The sequence below is a fragment of the Fusibacter sp. 3D3 genome (genome assembly GCF_001748365.1).
In the GTDB taxonomy this organism is placed as follows: domain Bacteria; phylum Bacillota; class Clostridia; order Peptostreptococcales; family Acidaminobacteraceae; genus Fusibacter_A.
In genome coordinates this window covers 91,334-118,272 of the sequence record NZ_BDHH01000012.1, presented here as the reverse complement: position 1 = coordinate 118,272, position 26,939 = coordinate 91,334, and the positions used below count along the sequence as shown (strand labels likewise).

The 26,939-nt window shown below is 38.4% G+C and carries 21 protein-coding genes; 5 read left to right on the top strand and 16 right to left on the bottom strand.

Features of this window, described 5'->3' with window-relative positions:
- Positions 1-266: 266 nt before the first annotated feature.
- From F3D3_RS14440 to gltB, 3 genes are all read right to left on the bottom strand, one after another.
- Positions 267-1,583, bottom strand: a complete 1,317-nt coding sequence (locus tag F3D3_RS14440; protein ID WP_069875011.1) for an RNA-binding domain-containing protein — start codon at positions 1,581-1,583, stop codon at positions 267-269.
- A 163-nt stretch (positions 1,584-1,746) separates the two neighbouring features.
- Positions 1,747-3,174: a glutamate synthase subunit beta gene (locus F3D3_RS14435; protein ID WP_069875009.1), complete on the bottom strand. Its 1,428-nt coding sequence runs from the start codon at positions 3,172-3,174 to the stop codon at positions 1,747-1,749.
- Between the two features lie 14 nt (positions 3,175-3,188).
- A complete protein-coding gene (gene gltB, locus F3D3_RS14430; RefSeq protein ID WP_069875008.1) occupies positions 3,189-7,736 on the bottom strand; it encodes a glutamate synthase large subunit in 4,548 nt (1,515 codons plus the stop codon).
- A gap of 520 nt (positions 7,737-8,256) precedes the next feature.
- Here gltB and F3D3_RS23400 point away from each other — a divergent pair.
- Complete coding sequence (locus F3D3_RS23400; RefSeq protein ID WP_242877143.1) at positions 8,257-8,409, top strand: hypothetical protein; 153 nt, start codon at positions 8,257-8,259, stop codon at positions 8,407-8,409.
- A gap of 150 nt (positions 8,410-8,559) precedes the next feature.
- Here the strand turns inward: F3D3_RS23400 and F3D3_RS14425 are convergent, their stop codons facing one another.
- The 10 genes from F3D3_RS14425 to F3D3_RS14385 all read right to left on the bottom strand — a co-directional run bounded on the left by F3D3_RS14425 (position 8,560) and on the right by F3D3_RS14385 (position 19,349).
- Positions 8,560-9,690 (bottom strand): S1C family serine protease, encoded by a 1,131-nt coding sequence (locus tag F3D3_RS14425; protein WP_242877142.1) that lies wholly within the window; start codon positions 9,688-9,690, stop codon positions 8,560-8,562.
- 240 nt (positions 9,691-9,930) lie between these two features.
- Positions 9,931-10,497: a hypothetical protein gene (locus F3D3_RS14420; RefSeq protein WP_069875006.1), complete on the bottom strand. Its 567-nt coding sequence runs from the start codon at positions 10,495-10,497 to the stop codon at positions 9,931-9,933.
- Positions 10,498-11,202: 705 nt separating this feature from the next.
- On the bottom strand, positions 11,203-11,331 hold the full coding sequence (locus tag F3D3_RS25210; protein WP_084389066.1) for a transposase: 129 nt from the start codon (positions 11,329-11,331) through the stop codon (positions 11,203-11,205).
- A gap of 194 nt (positions 11,332-11,525) precedes the next feature.
- Positions 11,526-11,825: a helix-turn-helix domain-containing protein gene (locus F3D3_RS25205; protein ID WP_069875005.1), complete on the bottom strand. Its 300-nt coding sequence runs from the start codon at positions 11,823-11,825 to the stop codon at positions 11,526-11,528.
- Between the two features lie 359 nt (positions 11,826-12,184).
- Complete coding sequence (locus F3D3_RS14410; protein ID WP_069875003.1) at positions 12,185-13,201, bottom strand: pirin family protein; 1,017 nt, start codon at positions 13,199-13,201, stop codon at positions 12,185-12,187.
- A gap of 42 nt (positions 13,202-13,243) precedes the next feature.
- Positions 13,244-13,966 (bottom strand): Crp/Fnr family transcriptional regulator, encoded by a 723-nt coding sequence (locus tag F3D3_RS14405; protein ID WP_069875002.1) that lies wholly within the window; start codon positions 13,964-13,966, stop codon positions 13,244-13,246.
- Positions 13,967-13,994: 28 nt separating this feature from the next.
- Positions 13,995-14,828 (bottom strand): pyruvate formate-lyase-activating protein, encoded by an 834-nt coding sequence (pflA, locus tag F3D3_RS14400; protein WP_084389064.1) that lies wholly within the window; start codon positions 14,826-14,828, stop codon positions 13,995-13,997.
- Between the two features lie 18 nt (positions 14,829-14,846).
- Positions 14,847-17,093: a formate C-acetyltransferase gene (pflB, locus tag F3D3_RS14395; protein WP_069875000.1), complete on the bottom strand. Its 2,247-nt coding sequence runs from the start codon at positions 17,091-17,093 to the stop codon at positions 14,847-14,849.
- A 104-nt stretch (positions 17,094-17,197) separates the two neighbouring features.
- Positions 17,198-18,031: a MerR family DNA-binding transcriptional regulator gene (locus F3D3_RS14390; protein ID WP_069874998.1), complete on the bottom strand. Its 834-nt coding sequence runs from the start codon at positions 18,029-18,031 to the stop codon at positions 17,198-17,200.
- 349 nt (positions 18,032-18,380) lie between these two features.
- Complete coding sequence (locus F3D3_RS14385; protein ID WP_069874997.1) at positions 18,381-19,349, bottom strand: AraC family transcriptional regulator; 969 nt, start codon at positions 19,347-19,349, stop codon at positions 18,381-18,383.
- Positions 19,350-19,655: 306 nt separating this feature from the next.
- Between F3D3_RS14385 and F3D3_RS14380 the strand changes: the two genes are divergently transcribed.
- Positions 19,656-21,110, top strand: coding sequence for an S-layer homology domain-containing protein (locus F3D3_RS14380; protein ID WP_069874995.1), 1,455 nt, complete (start codon positions 19,656-19,658; stop codon positions 21,108-21,110).
- A gap of 220 nt (positions 21,111-21,330) precedes the next feature.
- Here F3D3_RS14380 and F3D3_RS14375 read toward each other — a convergent pair whose 3' ends face one another.
- Entirely contained in the window at positions 21,331-22,158 is an 828-nt protein-coding gene (locus F3D3_RS14375) for an MBL fold metallo-hydrolase (protein ID WP_069874993.1), read from the bottom strand.
- 372 nt (positions 22,159-22,530) lie between these two features.
- Here F3D3_RS14375 and F3D3_RS14370 point away from each other — a divergent pair, with 372 nt between their 5' ends.
- Together F3D3_RS14370 and kynU are read left to right on the top strand one after the other, a co-directional pair.
- The gene (locus tag F3D3_RS14370) at positions 22,531-22,962 is read left to right on the top strand and encodes an Lrp/AsnC family transcriptional regulator (protein WP_069874991.1); all 432 of its coding nucleotides are present in this window, start codon (positions 22,531-22,533) and stop codon (positions 22,960-22,962) included.
- A 136-nt stretch (positions 22,963-23,098) separates the two neighbouring features.
- Positions 23,099-24,382, top strand: a complete 1,284-nt coding sequence (gene kynU / locus F3D3_RS14365) for a kynureninase (protein WP_069874990.1) — start codon at positions 23,099-23,101, stop codon at positions 24,380-24,382.
- A 34-nt stretch (positions 24,383-24,416) separates the two neighbouring features.
- Here kynU and F3D3_RS14360 read toward each other — a convergent pair whose 3' ends face one another.
- Complete coding sequence (locus F3D3_RS14360) at positions 24,417-25,454, bottom strand: Gfo/Idh/MocA family oxidoreductase (RefSeq protein WP_069874988.1); 1,038 nt, start codon at positions 25,452-25,454, stop codon at positions 24,417-24,419.
- Between the two features lie 93 nt (positions 25,455-25,547).
- Positions 25,548-25,967: an Lrp/AsnC family transcriptional regulator gene (locus tag F3D3_RS14355; protein WP_207645382.1), complete on the bottom strand. Its 420-nt coding sequence runs from the start codon at positions 25,965-25,967 to the stop codon at positions 25,548-25,550.
- A gap of 170 nt (positions 25,968-26,137) precedes the next feature.
- On the opposite strand from F3D3_RS14355, the gene F3D3_RS14350 reads away from it, so the two are divergent.
- Positions 26,138-26,896 (top strand): MBL fold metallo-hydrolase, encoded by a 759-nt coding sequence (locus F3D3_RS14350; protein ID WP_069874986.1) that lies wholly within the window; start codon positions 26,138-26,140, stop codon positions 26,894-26,896.
- Positions 26,897-26,939: the final 43 nt, after the last annotated feature.

Here is a 26,939-nt window from a genome sequence, read left to right as displayed (position 1 = left end):
ATCCCCTATGCGGGTACTGTATCAAATAAAAAAAGCTGTAACATAAGCGTTACAACTTTTTTTGCTTTAATATGAAATTAAAATGTAATCAACTTTTTTCAGAATAACAGTCGTAAAACTGTGTTGAAATAACACTTTTTCTATTGGCTTATGCAATTGGGTTTCGTAAAATCATACAGTGGCATAATCGTTCCTTAAACGATACCTGTCTCGGCTACTTCCGGTCGATTGGATATCGTTCGGTTGCTTCCGGCAGATAATACTGCTCACTCTAAAATTTTATATCCTGTGGCGGGCCCATTTCCAACTTTTATAATTTTACCAGCTGCTCTAAGTTTATTGATCAATTCAATCGTTTGAGATTTTTCAAGATTAATAAGGCTTTGAATCGTCACGCGTTTAATCATTGGATTCTGTCTTATGATGCGATAAATCTCATTTTCTTTCCCCTCAAAGCTATCTTCTTTTACAAATGAAACGTTGAAATGCGCTTTCTTTGATTGTTTCATAAAAGGTAATATGATAACAACAGCATTTTCACTGGTCAAAAACTGTGGTTTAACATCTTGGTCCATATACTGTTCTTTAATACGACGAATACCTGTTGCAAGTTTCTCAATAATTTTAAGCCGTAAAAACAGATCAGCAATCTTACGATTTCTTGCCTTTGATATTCTCCCTTCAATAAATTCTTCATTCAGCAAGCCTATTGGCAATCCTCCTGGAGATATAACTTCTATTCTATCTGAAAATATTTCAATTCTAGCATCTACAGCAACAGAATAATCTCTATGGACAAGCATATTTGCAACGGCTTCTCTATAGGCAATTATCGGAACATCTTCAACAGTCTTTCTGTATGCAGAATCTATGATTTCGCCCATATTGATGTGTTTTCTATAAAAAGACATACATTTGTCAAACTGCTGTAGCAAAGAATACGAATCAAGAGTTGCTTTATCTTTAATTCTATTCACTGTCGCATCTGAAAATGCTATCAATTGAACAACAGAACTCTTCAAAGGATTTTCATCAGAAATTAGTGCTGCTGCGTTGTTATATTGGTTATTATCAATCAACCCCAATGTTTTTAAGAGATCCTCTGACAAAGTTGTTATCTTAAGCTGTTTTCTCATCAATTGCTTAAAGTAATCAAACGTTAAGCTTTGCTCTGCTGAAATTAAATCTTCAAACCCTAGATTTCGACCAGCAAGAATCAAATTTTGATTCATAGTAGCATCAACCTGAACTGTCGAAGTATCTCTTCGCATATACGCTTTATTTTGGTACGTATAGGGTGTATAATCGCCTTTATAGACCCTAATGACGAGTAATTTTAAAGCTTTTACTAAATGAACTTCAAATTCATAATATGGTTTTGGAATAATAGCATCATTTATAGCATTTTCTATATTGAGTTTTATTTCATCGATCTTATCAACACCGACAATTGTGCCGTCATCCCTTATGCCCAGTACGATTATACCATCATGAAAATTAGCAAATGCACATACTGTTTTTAAAATTGTTTTAGAATATTCTAATTTGTACTCAACACTCTTGTTTTCGCCCTCTAAAAACATAAAAATCGACCTCCGATTACGGACGATTTTCGATCGTCCGATTTCAGAATATCATATACAAGTACATTTTTCAAGCGCCAGCTCTAACTTTCTCAAAAAACAGCCTGTACACTACCCCCATAGCATACTGACTGTTTCTCTTTTCCTTATCTATTTTATAACCCTATTTAATAAAACTTTCCCCCATGAGATATTCATCCACATGTTTTGCAACTTCCCGACCTTCTTTTATAGCCCTTACGACTAATGATTGTCCACTTCGCATATCCCCCGCAGAGAATACACCTTCCACCGAAGTTTGGTATTTTTCATCTGTCAAAAGATTCCCCCTAGAATCCAGTGCCAGTCCAAGAGATGCCACCATCCCTTCATATTGTGGTGAAACAAATCCCATGGCAAGTAAAATCATGTCAATTTCCAAAGTAAATGCACTATCTTCAATGGGTTTCATGATCATACGACCATTTTCATTCACCCATTCAATGCGCTCAAGAACCACTTTTTCCACATTTTCCTCACCCAAAATCTGCTTCGTATTGATCTCCCAATTTTGAATACAGCCTTCTTTGTGTGAAGACGTTTCTTTGTGCAGCCTTGGATAAAGCGGCCAAGGTGTTGACGCATCTCTTTCCATAGGTGGCTTTGGCATAATTTCGATCTGGTATACAGATTTTGCACCTTGTCTATTCGCCGTGCCGATGCAGTCAGAACCCGTATCACCTCCACCGATTACCAAGACATTTTTGTCCTGGGCATCAATTGCGGTGCCCTCTGTATCCACATCATGAAGCCTCTTGGTATGGTTTTCAAGATAGTCTACAGCATAGTATACGCCTTTAAGATCTCGCCCCTCCACATTTAAGTCTCTTGGAATGGTCGATCCTCCAGTGAGCACCAATACGTCATAGTCTTTTAGCAAAGCATTAGGCAGGACATCCTCCCCGACACAAGTGTTCATTTGAAAAGACACCCCTGCCGCTTTCATCACATCAATTCGGCGATCAATCACTTCTTTTTCAAGTTTAAAGTTTGGAATCCCGTAACGCATAAGTCCCCCTGGTTCAGCGTTACGTTCAAATACCACACAGTCATGCCCTACAGCAGTGAGTTCGTCTGCAGCGGCAAGTCCCGCTGGTCCCGAACCTATGATGGCAATCTTCTTGCCTGTTTTCATCTTCGGAATTCTTGGCATTACCCACCCCGCCTTAAAAGCATGTTCAATGATCGTATATTCAACTTCTCTTATGGACACGGGTTCGTGATTAACCCCTAAATTACAGGACGCCTCACAAAGAGCAGGGCATACCCTTGAAGTAAATTCAGGAAAATTACTGGTTCTACTGAGCATGTCATAGGCATGTTTCCAGTCTAAAGCTTCTGACATCTCATTCCAATACGAAATCAGATTACCCAGTGGACACCCAAAACTGCAAAATGTCGTGCCACAAGTCATACATCTTCCAGCTTGTACTGCCATGATCGCCTCATCAAGCGGTTTATAGACACTTCTATTGTCTTTAAGTCTTTGAGAGACAGGTCTTAATTTGAAATTTTTACGATTTTCTTCATTAAAAAGCATGATATCTTTCATTTGTCTCCCCCTTTTTATGAAATGGCTTCAAGTTTAGATGTTTTAGTGTCTTCTGAACTTTGATTCTTTTGTTTTTCAAGAATTTGTTTATAGATCGGCGAAACGACTTGTTTGAAATCTTTTACGCACGCGTTCCAGTTGTCTAAAACTTCAAGCGCCCTTTTTGAATCCGTATATAGATAGTGCTTCCTAATCAACTGTTTGACTCTTTCTTGTTCTGCATCTCCAAGTTCATAGATTTTCACCATCTCAAGATTACATTTCATTTTTAGCGTTTGATCTGGATCATAAACAAAAGCCTCACCACCAGACATTCCTGCTGCAAAGTTCTTGCCCGTATTGCCCAAAATAATCACCGTACCACCTGTCATATATTCTAGCCCATGGTTGCCAATACCTTCAACAATAGCAGTGGCACCACTATTTCTAACAGCAAACCGCTCGCCTACACAGCCATTGATATAAACCTCACCATCTGTTGCACCATATAAGAGCGTATTCCCTGCAATGTAAGTGTTTCCTGCATCAAACGTCGAATTTTTAGGGGGTTTTACGATGATTTTAGCCCCTGATAGGCCCTTGCCTACATAGTCATTGGCTTCACCTTCAAGAATCATCGTGAGTCCCTTTGCTCCAAATGCACCGAAGCTCTGTCCAGCTGATCCATAGAATGTCAAATGAATGGTATCTTCATCAAGGCCTGCAGCACCGTGTGCATTGACAATTTTACCCGATAGCATTGCGCCTACCGATCGGTGCGTATTTTTAATCTCAAAGGCACCTTTAACAGCTCTTTTATGCTTAATTGCATTTTTTGAAATTTCGATCAGTTTATGATCAAAGCTGTTTTCAATACCATGTTCTTGGGCTTTCACACAGTAGGGTTTCATTCTCAGCGGCATATCCGGTTTATATAAAATTTTATCGAAGTTTAAATGTTTTGCTTTCCAGTGATTAATCTCTTTGTTCACATGGATGACATCGATATGCCCCACCATTTCATCTATATTTCTAAAGCCAAGTTCTGCCATGATTTCACGCGTTTCACGTGCGATGAAACGCATGAAATTCATTAAATGCTCTGGTTTTCCAGAAAAATGTTTTCTGAGTTCTGGATCTTGTGTCGCAATGCCGAGATCACAATTGTTTTTATTACAATGTCTGAGCATTGTGCAACCCATAATCACAAGTGCCGTCGTCGCAAATCCAAATTCCTCTGCACCGAGCAGTGTGGCTACAACCACATCGCGTCCCGTCTTGAGTTGCCCATCCGTTTGAAGTCTAACGCGACTTCTCAAATTATTGAGCAAAAGAACTTGATGTGTTTCTGAAAGGCCAATCTCCCATGGCGTACCTGCTGTCTTAATTGAAGATAAAGGGGATGCACCGGTGCCACCATCGTGACCACTGATGACAATCATATCCGCATGTGCTTTGGCCACACCCGCTGCAATGGTCCCAATGCCCACTTCAGAAACCAATTTAACACTAATTCGAGCTTTGGGATTGGTTGATTTTAAATCATAAATAAGCTGTGCCAAATCTTCAATCGAGTAAATATCATGGTGTGGAGGTGGTGATATTAAATCAATGCCCGGAGTAGAATGTCTCACTTTTGCGATGTGAACAGTGACTTTACTGCCTGGCAAATGCCCCCCTTCACCGGGTTTTGCGCCCTGAGCTACTTTGATCTGGAGCTCATCAGCATGCATGATGTAATTCGTATTGACACCAAAACGCGCAGAAGCAATTTGCTTTGTAGCGCTTCTCTTATCATTACCACTTGAATCTACTTCATAACGTGCATCATCCTCGCCGCCTTCACCACTGTTACTCCTAGCACCCAATCGGTTCATGGCGATGGCAATCGTCTCATGTACTTCTTGACTCAATGATCCGAAAGACATAGCACCCGTGCAAAACCGCTTTATAATTTCGCTTACCGGTTCAACCTCTTCAAGTGGCACTGAGGCCCTAGTCCCCTTGAGTTCAAATAGACCTCTCAAGGTGAATAAGCCTTTGGATTGATCGTTTATCTTCGATGCATATTGCTTGTAAAGATCATAGTCATCCTGTCTCGTGGCCTGCTGTAGAAGATAGATCGTCTCTGGATTAAAGAGATGTCTCTCACCACCTCTACGCCACACATGCTGTCCTCCAATTTCAAGTTCATAGCTGGGTTTTCTAAGCCTATTAAATGCCTTAGCATGGGTCTCAAGTGTCTCACGCGCTATTTCTTCTATCCCCAAGCCTCCTATACTCGTAGGCGTTCCAGGAAAATAGCGCTCTACCAAACTATCGCAGAGTCCCAAGGCTTCAAATATTTGCGCACCTTGATAAGATTGTACTGTACAAATGCCCATCTTGGATAAGATTTTAAGAAGACCATTTGAAAGTGAATTGATCAGATTATAACCTGCTTCTTCTGCCGTAACGCCCTTGACTAAGCCTTGCGTTACAAGATTTTTTGCCGTTTCTATTGCGAGATATGGATTTACTGCACTTGCCCCATAGCCTATCAAAAGTGCCACGTGTGTGGTTTCTCTCACATCTCCCGCTTCTACGATGATTGATATTTTAGTTCTAGTCTTCTGATGAATGAGATGATGATGTACTGCTGATACAGCCAAGAGACTCGGTATGGCCGCTTCATAACCATCTACTTTCTTATCGCTTAAAATAAGTAGGTTGTAGCCTTCATTTACACGCCTTGACGCCCTCTCGCAAATTAAAGTTAACGCTTTTTTAAAACCCTCTACGCCTTCGTCTGCTTTAAAAGTGATTGGAATCTTGGTGGCATTAAAATGTGCATTTCTGAGCGCTTTTATCTTGCGCGTTTCAGCATTGGATAATACAGGCGTCTTTAGACTGATAAAAGGCATAAAATTAGGTGCTTCATCCAAAAAGCTTGACTCCGTTCCCATATAGTTCATGAGCGACATGACTATTTTTTCTCTAATCGGATCAATCGGTGGGTTGGTCACCTGTGCAAACAGCTGTCTAAAATAAGCAAAAAAAGTCTGCGTCTGGTCTGATAAAACGGCAAGCGGTGCATCATTCCCCATGGAGCCAAGTGGCTCCTTACCAGTCTCTGCCATGGCTTTGATCACATGATTGACATCTTCAAGGGTGTAGGCAAAGGCAGCTTGCTTCTCCAGTAAGTTTTCATCTCTGAGGACGTAGTTTTCTTTATTTTCAGGGAGATCACTCAAGCAAACTTTAGCCTTTTTCAATATATCCTCATATGCATATTTCGAAAAAACAGAAGCTTTGATCTCATCGTTTTTAAAGAGCATGCCCTTTTCCGTGTCTACGATCATCATCTTGCCAGGCTCTAATCTCCCCTTTTCAAGCACGTCTTCTGGTCGGAATTTTAGAACCCCAAGTTCAGATGCCATGACCATTAGACCACCTTTAGTAATGACGTATTTAGCAGGTCTAAGACCATTGCGGTCAAGTGTTGCCCCAACCTGAATGCCATCACAGAAGAATACAGCTGCTGGCCCATCCCATGGTTCAATTAATGAACCGTTTGTTTCATAAAAGGCCTTGAGCTCAGCATTCATAGTTTGATCATTCTCCCATGCCTCTGGTATGAGCGTCATCATGGCTTTTGCATTACTATTTCCATGTTTTACAAGCAGTTCAAAAACATTGTCAAGCGATGCCGAATCACTGCCGTTTGGCGTTATAATCGGAAATACCTTTGAGAAATCAGCACCATAAACACTGGATTTTAACACCCCTTCTCTGGCGTTCATCCAGTTTCGATTGCCTCTAATGGTATTAATTTCACCATTATGTGCCACATATCTATACGGATGCGCCAAATCCCACGTTGGAAAAGTATTGGTACTAAATCTTGAATGCACCAGTGCAATGGCACTTTTAAAATTCACATCCTGTAAATCTATGAAATACGGTCCAATCTGATCGGGCAAAAGAAGCCCTTTGTAAACAATCGTGTCACTGGACATACTGCAGATATAAAAATATTCAGTCCCTTTTTTGACGAGTGTCTTAACCTCGTTTTCTGTCCGTTTTCGAATCATATAGAGCTTTTGTTTAAAAAGTTCTAGGTTTTCAAGGTTGCCAAGGCCTATAAAAACTTGTCTGATATTCGGCTCAGTGCCACGAGCTGTTTCACCGATCATTCTGTTATCTGTAGGCACCGTTCTCCAGCCGAGGACTGAAGCGCCTTCTTCTATGACAATGCGCTCTAATATGCCTTCACACTGATATCTGATCGCAGGTGATTTTGGTAAAAATACCATCCCCACCGCATAAAGACCTCTTCTTGGAAGTTCTATGCCCTTGTCTTCACAAATACCTTCAAAGAACTCATGTGGTATTTGGAACATGATGCCCGCACCATCACCTGTGTTGGGATCTGATCCCGATGCACCTCTATGCGTCATATTGACAAGTACTTCTACACCTTTCTTGACAATCGTATGGCTCTTATCGCCGTTGATATTTGCCACAAATCCGACACCACAATTGTCCTTTTCAAACTCTGGACGATATAAACCCTGTTGGTCAGGTAACCCCACTGATTTCATAAATAATACCCCCTAAACTCTAAACATTCGTTTCGTATACAGTATACAGTGCAAAAAGGTTCAAAAATTAGAGACCTCTTCACTCTCCTCAAAAGTAACAGATGAAATTACTTTGAATACCATACGCTATTTTCTAAAAATTTCGATAATTTTGAATATTATATATCGTTCTCTTGCAAATATCAATACATTTTTGATACATATTTAGTCATTAGAATGCATTTTTTATCATTTGTTTTTTTGTGTTTGTCCCTTAAAGACATTTTTCAAAAACTTTGTTAAGTATTAAACACATTGAAAATGCTATATACATGCTGTCAGCGTATTTTTAAGCATTTGATCCCCATTAGGATATTATACAAGATTGCATATTTGTATTTTGCAATGCAATTATTCATATCTTTCATTTTGAATGTATATATTTTAAATTTAAAGTCTTCGGTATAATATAAGCATAATCATTTTTTTACTGACCTATAATCAAATGCATTTAAGAACACGATTTGAAAGGAGATACAACATGGCCGTAATTGCATATTTAAATTTCCAAGGCACATCAAAAGAAGCTTCAGAATATTATGCTGAAGTTTTTAGTTCTGAAAAACCAAAATGCATGTTCTATGGTGACATGCCACCAGATCCAAATGCCTCTTCAAGAAACCTTCTGGAGTAAATTATATGGCAACCTCATCGATAAGTTTGGAATTGGCTAGCAGTTTAATCTAGACGACGCATAATTAATGCTTATGTATAAACTAAAGGTGTTCTTTTAGGTCTTAATCCAAATCTTACCTAAAATAAACACCTTTAATTTTAAACGCCTTTAGCGTGGTTCCCCTTTTAAAATCACTTTCAAGTCGACCGGTTTCCCTTCTCTAATGACTTTTACATGCACGACATCATCAGGTCTATAACTGTATAACTGTCTCGTCAACTTGGTAATTGTATTTATAGGCGTATCACCAATGCTTACGATCACATCACCAGAAATAATACCACCGTAGTTTGCTGGGGAATCACTTACGACATCATAGACATAAACACCTGTTTCAGTGCCTAAGTCATTGCCATAAGTCCTTATATATTGATACACGTTTACGCCCTTAATCCCTAGATAAACTTTAGTAAATTCACCTTTCATAATAAACTCATCTACAATAGGCTTTGCAATATTGATGGGAATTGCAAAACCAAGGCCCTCACCCGATTGTACTTTAGCCGTATTGATCCCTATGACCTCTCCTTTAATGTTGAGCAGTGGTCCGCCACTATTTCCAGGATTAATAGAAGCATCTGTTTGTACTAATCCTTCAATATTATAGTTTTCATTTACGGGTATTGTGCGCTCGAGGCCACTGATAATGCCCGCAGTGACACTTCTTTCAAAAGTTAAGCCCAGCGGATTGCCTATGGCGATCGCCGTTTCACCTACTACGATATCATCCGAATTGCCTAGAGATGCCACGGGCAGATTTTTGCCTTCAATTTTCAATACGGCTAAATCTAAAACGGCATCATTCCAAAGAATTTCCGCGTTTTTTGAAGTACCATCATAGAGCAATACCTTTACTGCCTCTGCATTACCATCGTTCACCACATGAGAATTCGTAAGAATATAGCCTCTTTCGTCGACAATAACGCCAGTTCCAACGCTTTCGCCTTTATATGTGCCATAATACCAATCTTCATGAATTGAAGTTGTGGCTACGCCAACTACCGATGGCATTGCCGTCTTTGCCACAGCAGGGATACCCCCTTCTAACGCGATACTGCTGACTTTCATAGGTGTTAAATTCAAATCTGTTACCACACTTGCGCCTTGAGGTTCTGATTTTGTCACGAAACCTGCGCCTAATATGCCGCCCATAAAGGCTGATAAAGGCAACATAAAAACCAAGAACAGAACCAAAGACTTCTTGATCATAAAATATTTTTTGCTTTCATCTTGTCTCATCTTTAACATCCTTTCATTTAAAAATTAAATGGCACTTCCATTTATAGCACTTATTATAGCACTAAAAAGATTTCATACTATTTCAATTGTGAAACTTTTTTGTTAACGTCCCTATACCCTGAATTTTTTATTGTGCAAAGTGTTCTAATTATAAAAAGCACCCTTATTTTAGGGTGCTAAATATGTAAACTTTGTTTTTTAAATTATATTTCTTAAGTTATACTTTTTAAATAGTTTTGACTATAAATGATAAGATAAAGAAATGTTCGTGTCTTCACTCCACATTTCCACAACCCCACTAATAAGAAGATAGTGCTTGAGTGTTCCATATGAAGTTAGAGTTATCGATTGTTTATCAGCTGAAATGTTAGGCTTAATATAATTTTCTGTCCATGTGGTCCCTACCGTATATCCAGTCAAAGAGGTCCATGCGTTATACCCATTTATTTGTCCAAAACTGCCATTGATATAAACGTCAATTACTGCATTTAAATTTAAATAAATAACACCACCCATAAGCTTAGATGTACTTACAGAAACGCTAGTACTTGATCCAGAATATAGCCTAGGAATGATTTTAATCACACTTTTGCTATTGGTATATGTTTCTGCAGTTGCTTTTTTAACAAATTCATCAAATTCTTTTTGTGAATTGATTTCAATAGGTGTCACACCATCTGGCAAGAAATTGATTCTCTCTAGGTTAATTGCACTTGTGTCAATGACTTCCGTACTGCTATTTCCATCAGCAAAGCCTGGAACCGAAAGAGTTAAAATCAATAAAAAACATATTAATATTTTTTTCATTTTGATCCTCCTTGAATCAAATATAATCTATGTACAAAGCTCACAATTTATATTATACTCTTGTTAAGAGATATGTCAACTTAAAGGAGGTTTGTATAATGGAGGCATTTTGGGCTACTATTATTTTTCAAATAATTAACACTGCTTTATTATTAGGAATTATCTATCTAATTGTAAATTTTTTAAAAAGCAAAAGATAATTGTAAAATTCAGGTTCATATAGAAATGTATTCAAAATATTTTTTTATTAACTTAGTCAATCTACCCGAGTCTTGCTGCGGGCTGCAAACTATTACATAGAAAACCATAAACCAAAGTAATTCTAATTGGCTTATGGTTTTTTATTTTTCTTTCGTTCTTATATGAAATTACGCGCTTATATATAACTGCTAGAGTAAAGTTGTTATGAAGAACATAACATTCAGTTCATTTAAAAATCACCTATATAAATCGCGAATAATAATTTACATCAGATGGAATTAAAAATTAATTTTGTTATTTTTGTCAAATAACTACATAAATCGTGATAATGTTATTACAATTTAAATTACAATCTTTGAATTACTGCATCTGGAGTTGTATTCACACGCTTAATAAACGCTCTAACAACTAATTTGATGGCTTGAACAGATGGATAAAAACGCATTGTTGATCCTGTCGTTTTTTAACCACCCCCTGAGTCCCTTGATTAAATTCGATTGTAGACTATAGGGGGAAGTACATTAAAGTCAGCCTATCTGCATGCTTTTCCAAGAATGGGTGCAGTAGTTTTGCATGATGAATCCTTGAATTATCAAGGATCATCACAATTTTTCCAGTAGGATAATTTTGCATAACTTTTCACAAGAATCGAAGAAAGGGATGAACATCATAGCGCTCTTCTTCGCTGCAGATTATTCGCCCAGTTTCATAGTCTAGTATTCCTAAAAGCTTTACGCCATAAGTATTCAAAATCCAATGAGCAATCAAATTGCAATCCCAATTCTTTCTGTTTTCAAATCCCACTTCGTTAGGTGTTTTGGTTGTGACTACTTCAAATAGCTTTTTTTCTTGATCGTCATTAAGAAACTTAGGTTTACCAGTACTTCTACCCAAGGAAGACCCTCAAGACCGTTTTGGTTGTATGCTTTAACGTAAGTTCCAACCGTATGTCCAACAAGGTTTTGAGTTTTGGCAATTGCTTTGTTTGTGTAACCCTCCAGATGATTGAAAATAACCATATAACGGATGTGCATGTGCTTACTATCATTGTCCTTTATTGCTTTCTTAAGTTGTTGCATTTCAGGACTGTTTTTATCAACTAATGAAACTAAAATTTTATTTTTCATCAAATATCTACCAGATAACATCCTCGAGTTCAATAGCGTTTTTAGTATACAAAATTAGGGATTACCAGTGCACCTCTCAGTATGGAAATCTGCTATTCACATAACCTTGAAACCACTAAAACAAATCTTGTTCATAAAAATGCACAAAATGAGCAATAGACGCTTCAAAAGGTTGTGAAATCACTGTAAATACAAGACTTCACGTGTTCAGTCAACAACATATTATACAATGTATATACTTTGTTTTTTCGATTATCCACAATTTATCCACCGTATTTGTGGATAAAAACAATCCCACGTATCAACGCTTTCTTACATCGCGCCCTCATACATGGGATTTTGGGATTTTGAGATTTAACCTATTTTGGAAATTGTTCAATGCCATTTGCATATTTTGCAAACCTAGGTGTGGTTTTAGAGTGCACAGGATCAGGTCTTTCCCATGGCCAGCCGCCAAATCGCGTATTGCGATAATCCCGATACGCCTCTTGTATTTCTTGTTCCGTATTCATGACAAACGGTCCATACTGAACCACGGGTTCGTTGATCGGCTCACTTTGAAGCAACAGCCATTCGGAAGCTTCCTTACCATTTTGAATTTCAATGGTTTCTAACGGTTTTAGATGGCCACAATGATTCGATTTAAGGACGGACTCATTCACCATAAGTTCATGCCCTTTATAGAGATATAGACTTCGGTTAATGGTTTCTGAGCTGTTTTCAATTATTAATTTCGCGTCAGCATCCATCTTCACAATCCAAATGGAGAGATTATGATCTGGTTTTGCCGCCCAAGAATCTGGCGTTGGACTTACTGCCACCTCGCCGTCAAATGTGCCTGCAATTAAAATAATTTCAGATGTATTGCCACTTTCATCGACTTTTTTAATTTTAGGAATGGTCTCATGCCAAAGCATTTTATAGTGTGGCTCAACAAATTTATCTTTCTTCGGCAAGTTGAGCCAAATTTGAAACAAGTGAAGCGGATTTTGATCGTCTTCTTTGATCAAAGGGAACATCTCCGCATGTTGGAGACCGCTTCCCGCTGTCATCCACTGAACGTCACCATCACCATATCTACCAGATGCGCCCGCCGAATCAAAATGATCTACATGGCCTTCAAGAACGATTGTGACCGTTTCAAAACCACGATGGGGATGTTCTGGAAATCCTGGTACATTTCTACCATGATACATCTTCCACGGATTGCGTTCATCAAAGTCCTCGCCTAGAATTCGCCCTTCAAGAGAAGCTTTGGGTCCAAGGGATGAATTGCCCTCGGGATATTCATCTCTATGGTGCACACAATATAAAAAAGGGTCCTGAGTTTCCCAGACGAAACCCAACGGACTCATTTTTAAAAATACTTGATCCATTGTTAAATCCTCCTTTAGAAACTAGTACCCCATTTCTTTTATTTATATCATCGTCTTGAGTTTATTGACATCATAAATCAGAATTTTCTTGACCCCTTCAAGCTGGATTAAGCCCAATTCTTGAAAGAGTTGAAGTTTTCTAGACATCGTCTCACGTGTGATTCCTGCATAGCTTCCCATTTCTTCACGACTAATAGACAGCTCCAGTAAAATGCCCTTTTCAGTTTTATGACCAAAGTCTTCCACTAAATCGATGAGTAAGCCTGCGATTTTAGCATCTGGACTCTTGCTCGAAAGCCTTTCTACTAAGGCCTCTGCCTTAATGATCCGTTCATAAGCTTTTTCAAATATTTTAAGCGTAATTTGAGGATTCGTAATGACGATTTTATCAAATTCTGCTTTCTCAAGTGTGCTGATTTGAGTATCTTCAATCGCCACTGCATTAAAATCAAATTCATCTTCTTTTAACAAGTTAAAGGCACCGATAAAATCCCCTGCTGACAGGATATATAAAATTTGTTCTTTACCATCAAGTGAATTCTTAAAAATCTTCATTTTGCCTGAACAAATAATGTACAGTTTATTGGCTTTTTGACCTTGTGCAAAAATCACATCGCCTTTTTTATAGGCATCACTTGAAACCCCTTGCGAGATAAGCCTTGCTTCCTCATCCGTCAATGACGACAGCAAAGGGATATTGTTAATGCAGAGCATCTTGCCACATTTTATACAATTGACACGATTGCATCGAATAATCTTTTCCATATTTATCCTATCTTTATCATAAGTTTCATTAGGAAACGGCTTTTTTCAACTTCTGACGTACTTTTAATTTCTGATTAATCAGCACTTCAAATTCACTTGCCACCGCCGGATCCATAGCTGGGACATTTTCAAGTTCATATGTCCACCCTAATTGAGAATATTTTTCAATCCCACTCTTATGATACGGTAAAATCTCTATTTTTTCAATGTTTTTCTCAATGGGTGCTATGAGTTCAAGCAAGCGCTCCATATGCTTCACATGATCCGTCTCTCCTGGAACCATCACATGACGGATCACCACATTGCCTTTAAAGCGATTTTCTTTAAGCGCTTCTATAAAGCTTAAAATACCAGACATATTTCTGCCTGTCAATTTTAAATGCTGTTCATCCGTCACATGCTTGATATCCAATAAAAGTGTATCCGTGTATCTCAAAATATCTGCATAATATTTTTTAACGCCATATCCAGAGGTGTCCACGCAAGTGGTGATCCCTTGATCTTTAAGGGCTTTTAAGGCTTTTGCCAAGAAAGCCCCTTGCATTAAAGGTTCCCCTCCAGAGAAGGTCACGCCGCCACCTGAAGCCTCATAATACTCTCGATATCGATTTGCAATTTCAACAACTTCTGCCACTGTAATATGCTTTGAACCCATAAAATGCTGTGAATCTGGATTGTGACAATATTGACATTTAAGCGGGCATCCTTGAAGAAAAAAGAGCGTCCGAATGCCGGGTCCATCCACAAGTCCCATGGTTTCAATAGAATGGAGGCTACCGCTAATTTCAGTGTTGTAAACCTCTCTATTGTGATGGTTATTTAAATCCAGTTCGATTTGCAAACCTTCTTTCGTCGTTTTCATAGGGCACCCCTCTTTCATCTACATCCGATCGTGGAAAGTACGGTTGATGACTTCTTCCTTTTGCTCTTTTGTCAAGCGGTTAAAGTGTACTGCATATCCTGAAACACGGATGGTTAACGTTGGATATTTACTAGGGTTGTTCATTGCATCTATGAGTAATTCTCTCGATAGCACATTTACATTGAGGTGAAATGCACCTTTTGTAAAATAGCCATCCAGTATACTGTATAAGTTTTTATACTTCACATCTTCCGTTCTGCCAAGAGCCGCAGGCACAATAGAAAATGTGTTTGAAATACCATCTTGACAGATGTTCTCAAAAGGCAGTTTTGCCACCGTATTAAGGGATGCAAGTGCACCCATGTGATCTCTACCGTGCATCGGATTCGCCCCTGGTGCAAAAGGTTCCCCTTTCAATCGACCATCTGGTGTTGCACCTGTTTTTTTACCATAGACCACATTTGAAGTGATTGTCAGGACAGACATTGTCTGAGAAGACTCTCTATAAGTCTTATGCTTTTGAATTTCATTGCTGAATAAAGTGACAATATCCTTAGCGATCAGATCAACTCGATCATCGTCGTTCCCATACATTGGGTAGTCGCCTTGGATATCAAATCCAGTCGTGATCCCATTTTCATCTCGAACAGCCGTAACTTTCGCATGTTTAATCGCACTTAACGAATCCGCCACAAGTGAAATACCTGCTACGCCAAATGCCATATAGCGCCCTACCTGCGTATCATGAAGTGCCATTTGACCTTTTTCATAAGCGTATTTGTCATGCATAAAGTGGATGGTATTCATGGTGTTGACATAAAGTCTTGCCAGTTTTGTAAGCACTTTTTTATAAGAAGCATAGACCTCATCATAGTTTAAAACATCGTTTTTGATTGGCTCAATACCGTCTATAACCTTGATTGGCGCATTCAACTTGTCTTTTTTAAGTTCATCATAGCCTTGATTAATACTGTATAATAACGCTTTTCCAAGATTTGCTCTGGCACCAAAGAATTGCATTTCTTTACCAATTCTCATTGGGGATACGCAGCAGGCAATGCCATAATCATCACCATAAATCGGTCTCATAAGGTCATCGTTTTCATACTGTATAGCACCCGTTTGAATGGACATTTTCGCACAATAAGTTTTAAAAGTTTCTGGTAATGCCTTTGACCAAAGCACTGTCATGTTTGGTTCTGGTGCTGGATCTAGATTTGTAAGTGTGTTTAAAAATCTAAAGGCTGTTTTAGTGACAAGTGTCCTACCATCTTCACCCATACCCCCGATTGACTCTGTAACCCAAGTGGGGTCTCCAGCAAAAAGCGTGTTATAATCTGGCGTTCTAAGATGTCTCGCCATTCTGAGCTTGATCACCAGTTGATCAATCAATTCTTGAGCACCAACTTCATCTAATAAGCCTAAAGCGATATCTCGCTCGATGTAAATATCTAAAAAAGTGGTATTTCTACCGAGCGACATTGCTGCACCGTTATTTTCTTTTACCGCTGCCAAATAGCCAAAGTAGAAAAATTGAACAGCTTGTTGAGCATTCTGAGCTGGCTCCGAAATATCCACGCCATACTCACTTGCCATCGCTTTAATTTCTTTTAATGCTCTTATTTGCTCAGTGATTTCTTCTCTCAATAAGATGATTTTTTCAGTTGCCATCTCATCTTCCAGTGCCTTAAAATCCTTTTGCTTATCCTTAATAAGTGCATCTATACCATATAGTGCAATTCTTCTGTAATCTCCGATAATTCGACCACGGCCATATGCATCTGGCAGGCCCGTAAGGAGCCCCACACTTCTGGCAAGTTTCATATCACTTGTATAAGCATCAAACACGCCTTGATTATGCGTTTTTCTGTACGCCTGAAAATGGTTGGACATATCACTTGGCATTTCATAGCCGTAAGCTTCCAGCGATGATTCTAACATTCTAAAACCACCATAGGGGTTCATGATACGTTTTAAGGGCTCATCTGTTTGAAAGCCTACGATCACTTCATTATCACGGTCCAAATAACCCGCTTTGTATTGATTTATCCCTGAAAAAAGACTTGTTTCGATACCAATGATGCCCTTTTCAATCTCTTCTTTGATCAGCGCTTCTGCTTCGCGCCATACCGCTTTTGTCTTATCACTTTTGCCTGCGAGAAACTGATCATCGCCCTCATAAGGTGTATAGTTAAGATTGATGAAATTTTTTACATCTATATTTTCCGACCAATTGCCTTGCTTAAACGTCTTATAATTTGTCATAACGACCTCCGTTTTTCTTTCATTATAAGGCCATTTGTTTATTTAAGATGTGATTACACGCACTTTTTGAAAAAATCATTGTCTGTCGAAAGTTGATCTAACCGTTATATTTCTGAATTATCGATCACACTTTTTATCGGAATCTGTATCTCCGAGACATATTCATATTCTGAATCCGAAAAATCATAATCCACAATATTCTTTTCAATAGAGTCTCCTGCGATGACATAGCCATTTTCATAAATCCAGCTTGTGAGCACTGCATAGTACTTTGCCATCTCACAATAAGGGCCTTCAAAAGTGATACAGGCACAATCTTGCTCTGGAATTTCAATGGTTTGAGATAATTGATCAGAATCCACAGAAACGACTTCAATAAAATATCTAAACCTCGTAAAAATGCCTTGATCCATATTTTCCTTAGATAGAGACGTATAAATCTGACCTTCAATCAGCCACGAGCTGGTCTTGAGATACTGTTCGTTTGCCTTAAACGCTTTCTTGATCTCATAGTCACTCTCCACATCATTCATGTCTAAAAAAATGCCTCGTCTTGCGGGGATTCTTTTAATCTTCATTTCATCGAGTTCGCTGTTGATGTTTTCAAGTAACTCAAGTTTTGTCTGGATTTTATTTTTCAGATTCATGAGCCTGTTGATCTTATGGTCAATTTCGTCTTCTTTCTTCTTGAGTAGACTCACCAAATTGCTCGTATTCTTATGTTTCATATAGCGGTTAATCTCTTCTAGCGAAATGTCTAAATTTTTAAAAAAGAGAATTCGACTGAGTTTGAAAAAGCTTCTAATATCATAGTATCTGTAATCATTATTGGGATCGCATTCTGGTTTTAAAAGCCCTATACGATCATAATGCCTTAAAGTGTCCGTACTGATATTAAACATCTTTGCCAGTTCACCTATTAAAAACTTCTCTTTCATATGCCCTCTTTTCTGTTTATGCACATTTTACAATATATGTATGTTTGCTTTTGAGCTTCATTTATTAACGCATCAAAGCGTATACTCAGTCCGCTTCGCTACCTTCGTAACACTTGCACAATCCTATCGGATTGCATTCAGTGGGAGTTTGGACTCCCACTGAATTAGGAATATGAACCCCCACTTTGAGAAGTGGAGGACATCTCCTCAAGTGTTATAAGAAGAATTTCACATGTGATTAGTGTCATTATACATGAGATGAATAAAACTAACAATGTCAACATCTCTTGTATACAACAGAAACTCCGCTCGCAGACAACAAACGGAGTTTCTATCTTCTTTACAGTCTTTATTGCGTGTCCACTGGCACATAAATATCCATAACGGTTACACCACCTATTTCCTTGACTTCCTCAAGACAATTTGCCAGATCACATCTGACAAAATCAGGCGCTTTAAACTCATGATCTTCAAGCCAGCTCACTAGATATTGCCATCCCGTTCCTATGCGCTCAAAGGGATCAAGCATTGGATCTTCAATTCTCAAAGCTGCATAGCGATAAGCGGGGATGCGCTTGACCTTAATCTGAGTTCCCTCAAATTCAATTTCTGTTGCATCTGGACTTGGTAGTTTATCTAGCATGGATTCATCAACAGAAAGCCAATATTCATAACCTCTAAACCTCGTGACATCCTCGCTACCTTCAACAGGAACATCAAATCCAAACGCTCTAAGGGGTGTTATGTCATAGGTTTTTGCAAATTGATTCATAAGCCCTATGATGGCATCTTCTGGTTCATTGCCAATCATTGTGCCACTGAACACCACCATTTTATCCATAAGCTCATATCTTACGTCACTTAAATACTTTTTCATCTTTTTAATACCTTCCGCAGTCAAATTTTGTGTTACTGTTTCAAAACCTGGAGGGAAATTCGCAAGTATTCGCTCTTCATTGGCGCTTAAGTTCAAATCATAGATCACTAGACGCCTTGTTTTTAAAACCTCTTTTTTCCTAAAATAATTTGGAGAATGTCCATAAGCGTTATAAATCGCCCTTGAAAAAGCACGTTCAGAGGCATAACCAATGTCAAGTGCAATGTCCACAATGCGCTTATCTGTTTTCAGTTCATCCAGTGCATACTCCAGTTTCTTTTTTCTAACATACGCCATGATCGAAAGCCCTGTGTATATGTTGAACATATGGTTTAAATAAAACTTTGAAAATCCAACATGATCTGCGATTAGGTCTAGATTAAGAGGGTCACTAATATGAGCGTCTATGAACTCAATTGATTTTTGAAGATAAAATTTCACCTTTGAAACCTCCTGTATTTATTGACCGGTCCTCTTTATTATAAACTAAAAAATAAATGGATACAGGACATTTCGTGCGGTCAAAACCATCGATTTTAAATTTGGGAGACCTGCTAGTACTATGAGCCCAGATCCTCTTAGTACAGTGGTTTGAGTAGGCCCAAGCTTCATTTCAGATGTGTTAAGCGATGATTACGTTACGATGACTTTACGCTTTATGAACCTCGCCACTGATATAATGTATTTAGAAACATACATTATTGCCAAGCGCTTATGATCCCCTGGCAATACCAAAGGAGGAGAAACATGAAAACTTTTTTTAAATCGGCACTCATTTTAGTGCTGGCTATTTCTATGTGCATCCCAGTTTTTGCCACAACCAACACGGATGAAATCATATTTTCAGATATCAATTCGACACATTATGCTTATGACGCTATTAAGACTATGAAAACCTATGGGATTATCAGTGGCTATCCAGATGGTACCTTTAGACCGAACAACACAGTAAACCGAGTGGAATTTGCGACGATGATGGTCAAAGCCTTAAAACTCCAAATCAATTTAAATGCAACGTCTTCATTTTCAGACATGAACACAGAAACTTGGGCAATTCCCTATGTAGAAGCCTCAAAGAATTTCTTAACAGGTTATAAAACCACTACAGGTTATGCGTTCAAACCCTATGAAGCTTCTGTCAGAGAAGACATGGCAGTGGCACTTATTAAAGCTCTAGATAAAAATACGGATACAGAAGCAGTTTTATCTCTCTATGCGGATCAAAACAGCATCTCCAACAATCTCAGAGTCTTTGTCGCTTCTGCAATCAACAACAATTTGATGATCGGAGAAACGATTGGCACTCAGAAATACTTCTATCCTCAGAGATCATTAACGCGAGCTGAAGCGGCTTCACTTCTTATGAATGTTATCAAAGCCGAGAAAATTACTTTTGATGGCGAGGAGAAAGTTACTTTTGATGAGGATGTCAACACAAATCCTGACGCAACTTATTATGCTACAACACTTTCCTATGAGTTTGACCGCGCTGGAAACAACGGTAATGGTAACGCATATGGCAATGGTAACGCATATGGCAATGGTAACGCATATGGCAATAACAAAACCAATAGCGCCGTTGTTCTAAAATGGGATAAAATAACGCACCCAGATTTTGAAGGCTACAAAGTTGTGGCTTCTAAAACAGACAGTACACCTGCTTATCCTGAAAATGGGTACGCTTTATGGATTACAGATAAAAACAATACCACAGCATTGATTAAAGCGGGTTCTTCATATGACGGCAACGAATTTTCCAAGTTTGAAGCTGGACAGACGTACTACTTCAGCATCACTGCAGTCTATAAAGATAAAAAAGTCCCTAGCAACGTAATCACTGTCACTATTCCAAATACGCCAAGCACAAGCAATAACGATTATAACCAAGACAATGCATTGACGCTCCAAGCAGAAAATAAGGGAGATTCGATTGAACTTAAGTGGACAATTGCTCAATCAGATTGTTTTCAAGGATACAAAGTAGTGGCATCTCAAACAGATACCACCCCTATGTATCCCGATAATGGCTATTTCAAATATATTACCGATCGTGATGACAACAGCATCACCATTAACAAAGATGACTTATACGGTAGTGGTGATTTTTCTAAATTTGAAAAAGGTAAAACTTACTATATTGCAATTACCTATTTATGTGATGGCTACAAGAAATCAAGCAACGTCGTCAAAATGGATTTTTAGGTTTTACTCGATAACGCTTGCTAAACGCCCTTAAAAAAGGCAAATCTCTTTAGGCTTGTTCATAAGGATACTTATGAACCCTCTTGTCTAATAAATGGTGACAATATGCGGGCAATCACAGCTGTCCGCTTTTGTTTTGCCTAAATTACCAAACATATTTTCATTTATTTCCATCCTATCACCTTCTTTGAGCACGTCTCATTTCTTATGCTCATCAGATCTATAGATTTATTGTTTGACCTGTGGAAAAATAATTCATTTTATCACCCATGATATTTTTTAAAATTTCATAGGCTTTGACGCCTGTACAATGACAAGTATAATATTGAGCACCTGTTTGAAGAAGTAGCCCTCCCAATTGTTCAATTCTCATTTCTGTTTCACATTGACTCTCTTCTCTGCTATGAAGATGAAATCCACCAATGACTACATCCGGCATTTTACCAATATAATCAGCTGACCGATTTACAATATTAATAATGCCCCTATGAGCACAACCCGCTATGAGGACAGTTTTGCCATTTTCTTCAATAATCAAATTTTGCTCATGTAAAAACCCATCTGGAAGATAGGCGCCATCCTTGCTGTCAATGAACATAGATTGATTGCCCTTCGGTACTAATTTTTGATCCTTAACATCTGAAAAAATGAGAATTTCTTCATCGACTTCGAACATTCCCCCAATATAACAAATTTGATTATTTTCTGCTAATTTGTTGTCTAAACCTATGTTCACGATACCCTGTTCTGTTCTTTTTGAATAATGCTTTTCAAAAGCCTTCTGATTCACACAAATTTTTGCCGTTTCATTCAATCTTAAAAATGCCTCCAATCCACCGCCATGATCATAATGTCCATGAGATAGAATGCCTAAGTCAATTTGTGCTAAATCCACATCCATTTGACTGGCATTTTTTATAAAAAGGGGACTTGCTCCAAAATCAAACAATAAATGATGCTTTTCAGTTTTAATATAAAGACTTAAACCATGTTCAGCTTCGTAACGATCATACAGAGTTGTATTCTCTATCAGACATTTAATATGCATAATTAGGCTCCTCTTTTATAAAAAATATGTGTTTTGAGTCGGATAGTCTCATACGCCTCAACAGTCATCAAAACATACCCTTTTACAATTTTATTGTACTCTTTTATGGGCATATGTCAATAATGGTTACCTGAAGGTTATAACAATCTAAAAGCAAAAGTACTCTATATAATTTCCTTCCAGATCGATAAAATGATATAATTTGAGCAACGGTTAGAGTATGAACGTCCGTTTCGCATAAACCCTCTACCCTATGCTGTATCGCGTACTCCCCGTAAACGACATCATCTGGTAGGTGATTGTTCAACTTTTGGCTTTTGAATTTTGACACTCTAACTCGCAATTCATAAATATATTAATGAGGTGATCATTATGGATACTTTAGATTATGAAATACTCAGGCTTCTACAAGAAAATTCTAGAATCTCCATCACAGAACTCTCAAAAAAAATAAACCTCTCAAGACCCAGTGTCAGCGAAAGGCTTTCAAAACTCATAGAATCTGGTGTAATCGATAAATTTACAACACTATTATCTACTCAAAAGTTGAGCCAAAACGTCGTCTTTTTTATGACCATCAGTGATCTTAAAGTCAGTAGTGACCAAATCGTGGAACAGCTTAAAGCGAACCCCTATATCATAGAAATTCACTGTGTCACTGGCAAAACCAATTACTTTGCAAAAGCCTGTATGCCAAACATTGAAGAAATGAACCTCTTTTTATCTGAACTTACAAAAGTGTGCCATGTGGTGACTTCAGTTGTACTCCACTCACCGCTTACACATCGCCCTTTAAAGCTCTGACGACTTGTAACTTTTGAACACAAAAGCAATTCAAAACGTCGGTTTTTTAAGCTCTATAAAGACGTTTTAGTATGGTAGATCACACGACTTTAATGTTAACATTAACTTATAGATAATAGCTAACAGGAGGTTGAATATGAAGAGACTATTTGAAACAGATCGTGAGTTTGCAAAACGTTTAGATGCCGAGGACCCTCTATTTAAAATTCGAGATCACTTTTATATAACTGAGGGTGAACTCTATATGGACGGTAATTCTCTAGGCCTTTGCTCCAAAGACGCCGAAAGAGGTCTTTTAGAAGCTTTTGATGTATGGAAACACGAAGGTATTAAAATATGGGGCACTCAAAATGGTCGTTTTTTTAACTATTCTAGGCGCATTGCAGAAAAGTTAGCGCCGCTACTCAACGCCGACTCTGATGAGATCGCCATTATGGGTAGTATTACTTCTAACATTCACCAAGCACTTGCAACTTTCTATAAACCCACAACCACAAAATATAAAATCGTTGTAGATGCACTCAATTTTCCCACTGATATATACGCCACTAAAAGCATCATTGAACTCTTAGGGTATCGCGTGGATGAAACTCTAATTACCATTCAAAGCGAAGATGGTCGTACCTTAGACGTGGAAACCATTATAGGCACTTTTAAAGAGGATGTTGCTTTAGTTCTATTACCCGCCGTGCTCTATCGCAGCGCTCAACTTCTTGACTTAAAAAAAATAACCGATGCTGCCCATGAAAAAGGCATCATCATCGGTTGGGATCTCGCCCATTCCATTGGTGCAGTACCACATGACTTTAAAGCGGCCAAACCCGACTTCGCCGTCTGGTGCTCTTATAAATATCTCAACGGAGGTCCTGGTGCCGTAGCAGGACTGTATATAAACCGAAAACACTTTGGTATCAGTGCTGGCCTAAAAGGGTGGTTTGGGAATCAAGACGACACACAATTTCTATTAAGCCATGATTTTGAGCAAGATCATGATGCAAACGGTCTTCTACTCGGTACACCGCATATCTTATCCATGGCGCCACTGGATGCCATGCTTGATCTATTTAATGTGATTGGTATGGACGCCATTAGAGAAAAATCTTTGAATATCACCGCTTATCTCATGTCCCTTGTCGATAGCAAATTAACCGCTCTAGGCTATACCATCGGCAATCCAAGAGCAGATCATCAAAGAGGTGGCCATGTCTGTCTTGAACATCCTGAAGGCTATCGTATAAGCCTTGCACTCAGGGATTTAAACATCATTCCAGACTATAGAGAACCCAATGTCATCCGCCTAGCACCTGTAGCACTTTATGTTTCCTATGAAGAAGTCTACCATCTGGTCGAAATTCTAGAAAAAATTATAATTGAAAAAATATATGAAAGTTACTCATTAAAGCGTGTTACGGTTCTATAGAACTCAATTCTATAAAATTCTATAGAACTTAGTTTTATAACTCTACACGTCGCTTTAGGCGATCACTCTCAATTGCGGCCTGTATAATTTTGATAACATTTGCGCCTTCTTCAGCCGTTACAGGGAGAGGCGCATTGTTTACGATTGACTCATAAATCGCCTGATAGTACTCACGATAATCACCTTTTTCACTGATAACCGTCTCTCTTGACTCTAGCGTATTTAAAATACCATAAAGCGGTTCTGGTTCCTGACCCCATTGACCTTTAGAAGGAATTGCACCTTCCCTTAATGCAGACTCTTGTATATCTAAGCCATATTTCACAAATGTTCCCTCTGTGCCGATGAGCATATAACGCGGCCAGGGTTCTTTGACCAAATTCCCTGCCTTTAGAGTCACTTTGAGTTCATCGTAATATAAAATCACTTCGAATTGATCGTCAACAACCCCACGTCGTTGAGATCTTATATCACCATAAACTTCATTTGGAAGTCCAAAGAGACAGAGCGCTTGATCTATTAAATGTGATCCCAAGTCATACAATGTACCAGACCCCGGATGCGCATCTTCTCGCCAAGCATTGCCTTTAAACTGGTTTCTAAATCGATCAAAATGAGATTCAAATTCTACTATGCGACCTAGTCTATTTTCATTTATAACGCGCTTTAACGTTTTAAAATCACTGTCAAATCGACGATTTTGATACACGGATAAGCATTTATTCATTTCCTTAGCGACCACCATGAGTTCAACAGCATCTTCAAGTGTCACTGTAAATGGCTTTTCAATCACCACATGTTTGCCCTTGCGAAGTGCTTCTTCTGCCAAAGGCTTGTGGCTTGTATTAGGTGTGCACACGATCACTAAATCGATCTGAGGATCATCCATAACTTCCTGAGCCGACGCCACAACCTCAGCACCTTGAAAATCTACAAGTGCTTGCGCTTTCTTAACCGGATCGGAAGTGACGATCTTGGTGACCTCAAACCCATCCACGCCTTTTATGACCGCGCCATGGAAAACCCTACCAGAAAGACCGTATCCTATAATGCCTACTTTTAATACTTGCATCTGTCTACCTCCCATTCCTCATCTTAAGAATCCTTATCCTAAAAGTCTTTATCTAAAATTTTTATCCACATTTATTTCTACTGCATTCTCTAATCATTTAATCCGATCCGTGGCAATATTGACTCTATAATTTGCAAATAGAAGAACGCCATCACAAAATGCATTAAGTGACTCGTGATCTTTAAACTCGCATTTAAAAAGATAACAGCCTTCTCCACTGATTCGTGATGCTTCTATAATTTCAGAATGCTGCATCACAAATGATTTAACCTTCTGATGTTCCTGAGTCTTCATCGTCAAGGTAACATAAGCAATCAGCGTTCCCATTTCTTTAGCACTTGTATCTATCATATAACGCTTGATGACGCCTTCATCTTCAAGCCGTTTCACGCGAAGTCCCACAGCTTGACCTGTCATATGAACCTTTTCACCTAATATTTTATAACTCAATTTCGAATTTTCTCTTAAAAGTGCAATCAATTTTTCATCTATGGTATCTAATATCATTTTCATATCCTTTCAACATACCTATATACCTTATATCCTTTCACTCTGAAAACAAACAACCTTCATCATTTTCACAAGCCTCTTTATCAGAATCGGATCATACAATAAAATATACTTATGTAACACTTTTATTTTATCAAATCAGAAGGCTTTTACAACGACTTAGGAGGAATAGAATGATTTATAAACATTTTAGACATGCCACTGGCCTGTTAACTTACAGTGACTTCACTTTTTTACTCGACCCTATGCTGGCGCCAAAAGAAGATAAGCCACCCATTCAAAGCAGTCCGAATGAGTACCGCAATCCAAGAGTTGATTTTCCCATAAAACTTGATCAAATTGAATTTCCCAATTTTTGCCTAGTAACACATTCCCATCAGGATCATTTTGATGATTATGCAGAGCATCTTCTTCCAAAAGACATGGGCTTAATATGTCAGCCTCAAGATACTTCTAAATTTAAAGCCATGGGCTTTCACAATCTTTATCCCATAGAGACCTCTATCACGATTGGCAACGTTGAAATTACAAGAGTGCCTGGGCAACATGGTACAGGAGAAATTGCAAATCTTATGGGCACCAGCTCTGGTTATATTCTCAAGTGCTCTCATCAACCGACGTTATATCTCACTGGGGATACCATTTACTATGATGCAATTGCTCAAACACTAGACGACTATAAACCTGAACTTATTCTTGCTTTTACTGGTGGTGCACGTTTTAATGTGGGCGATCCCATCACATTGACACCGGAAGATGTTCAATCGATTCGCCTTAGAGCATCTAAAGCCACTCTTATTTGTACACATCTCGAAGCGCTTAATCACTGCCTTACAACAAGAACAAATCTAAAAGATTATCTGATCTCACATTCAGACAATATAGAGGGCTCGTTTATAATTCCAGCTGATGGTGAACTTATCCACATTTAAGAACAGCATAATAAGACTCATATGTTTCAGGAATCTCTAATTG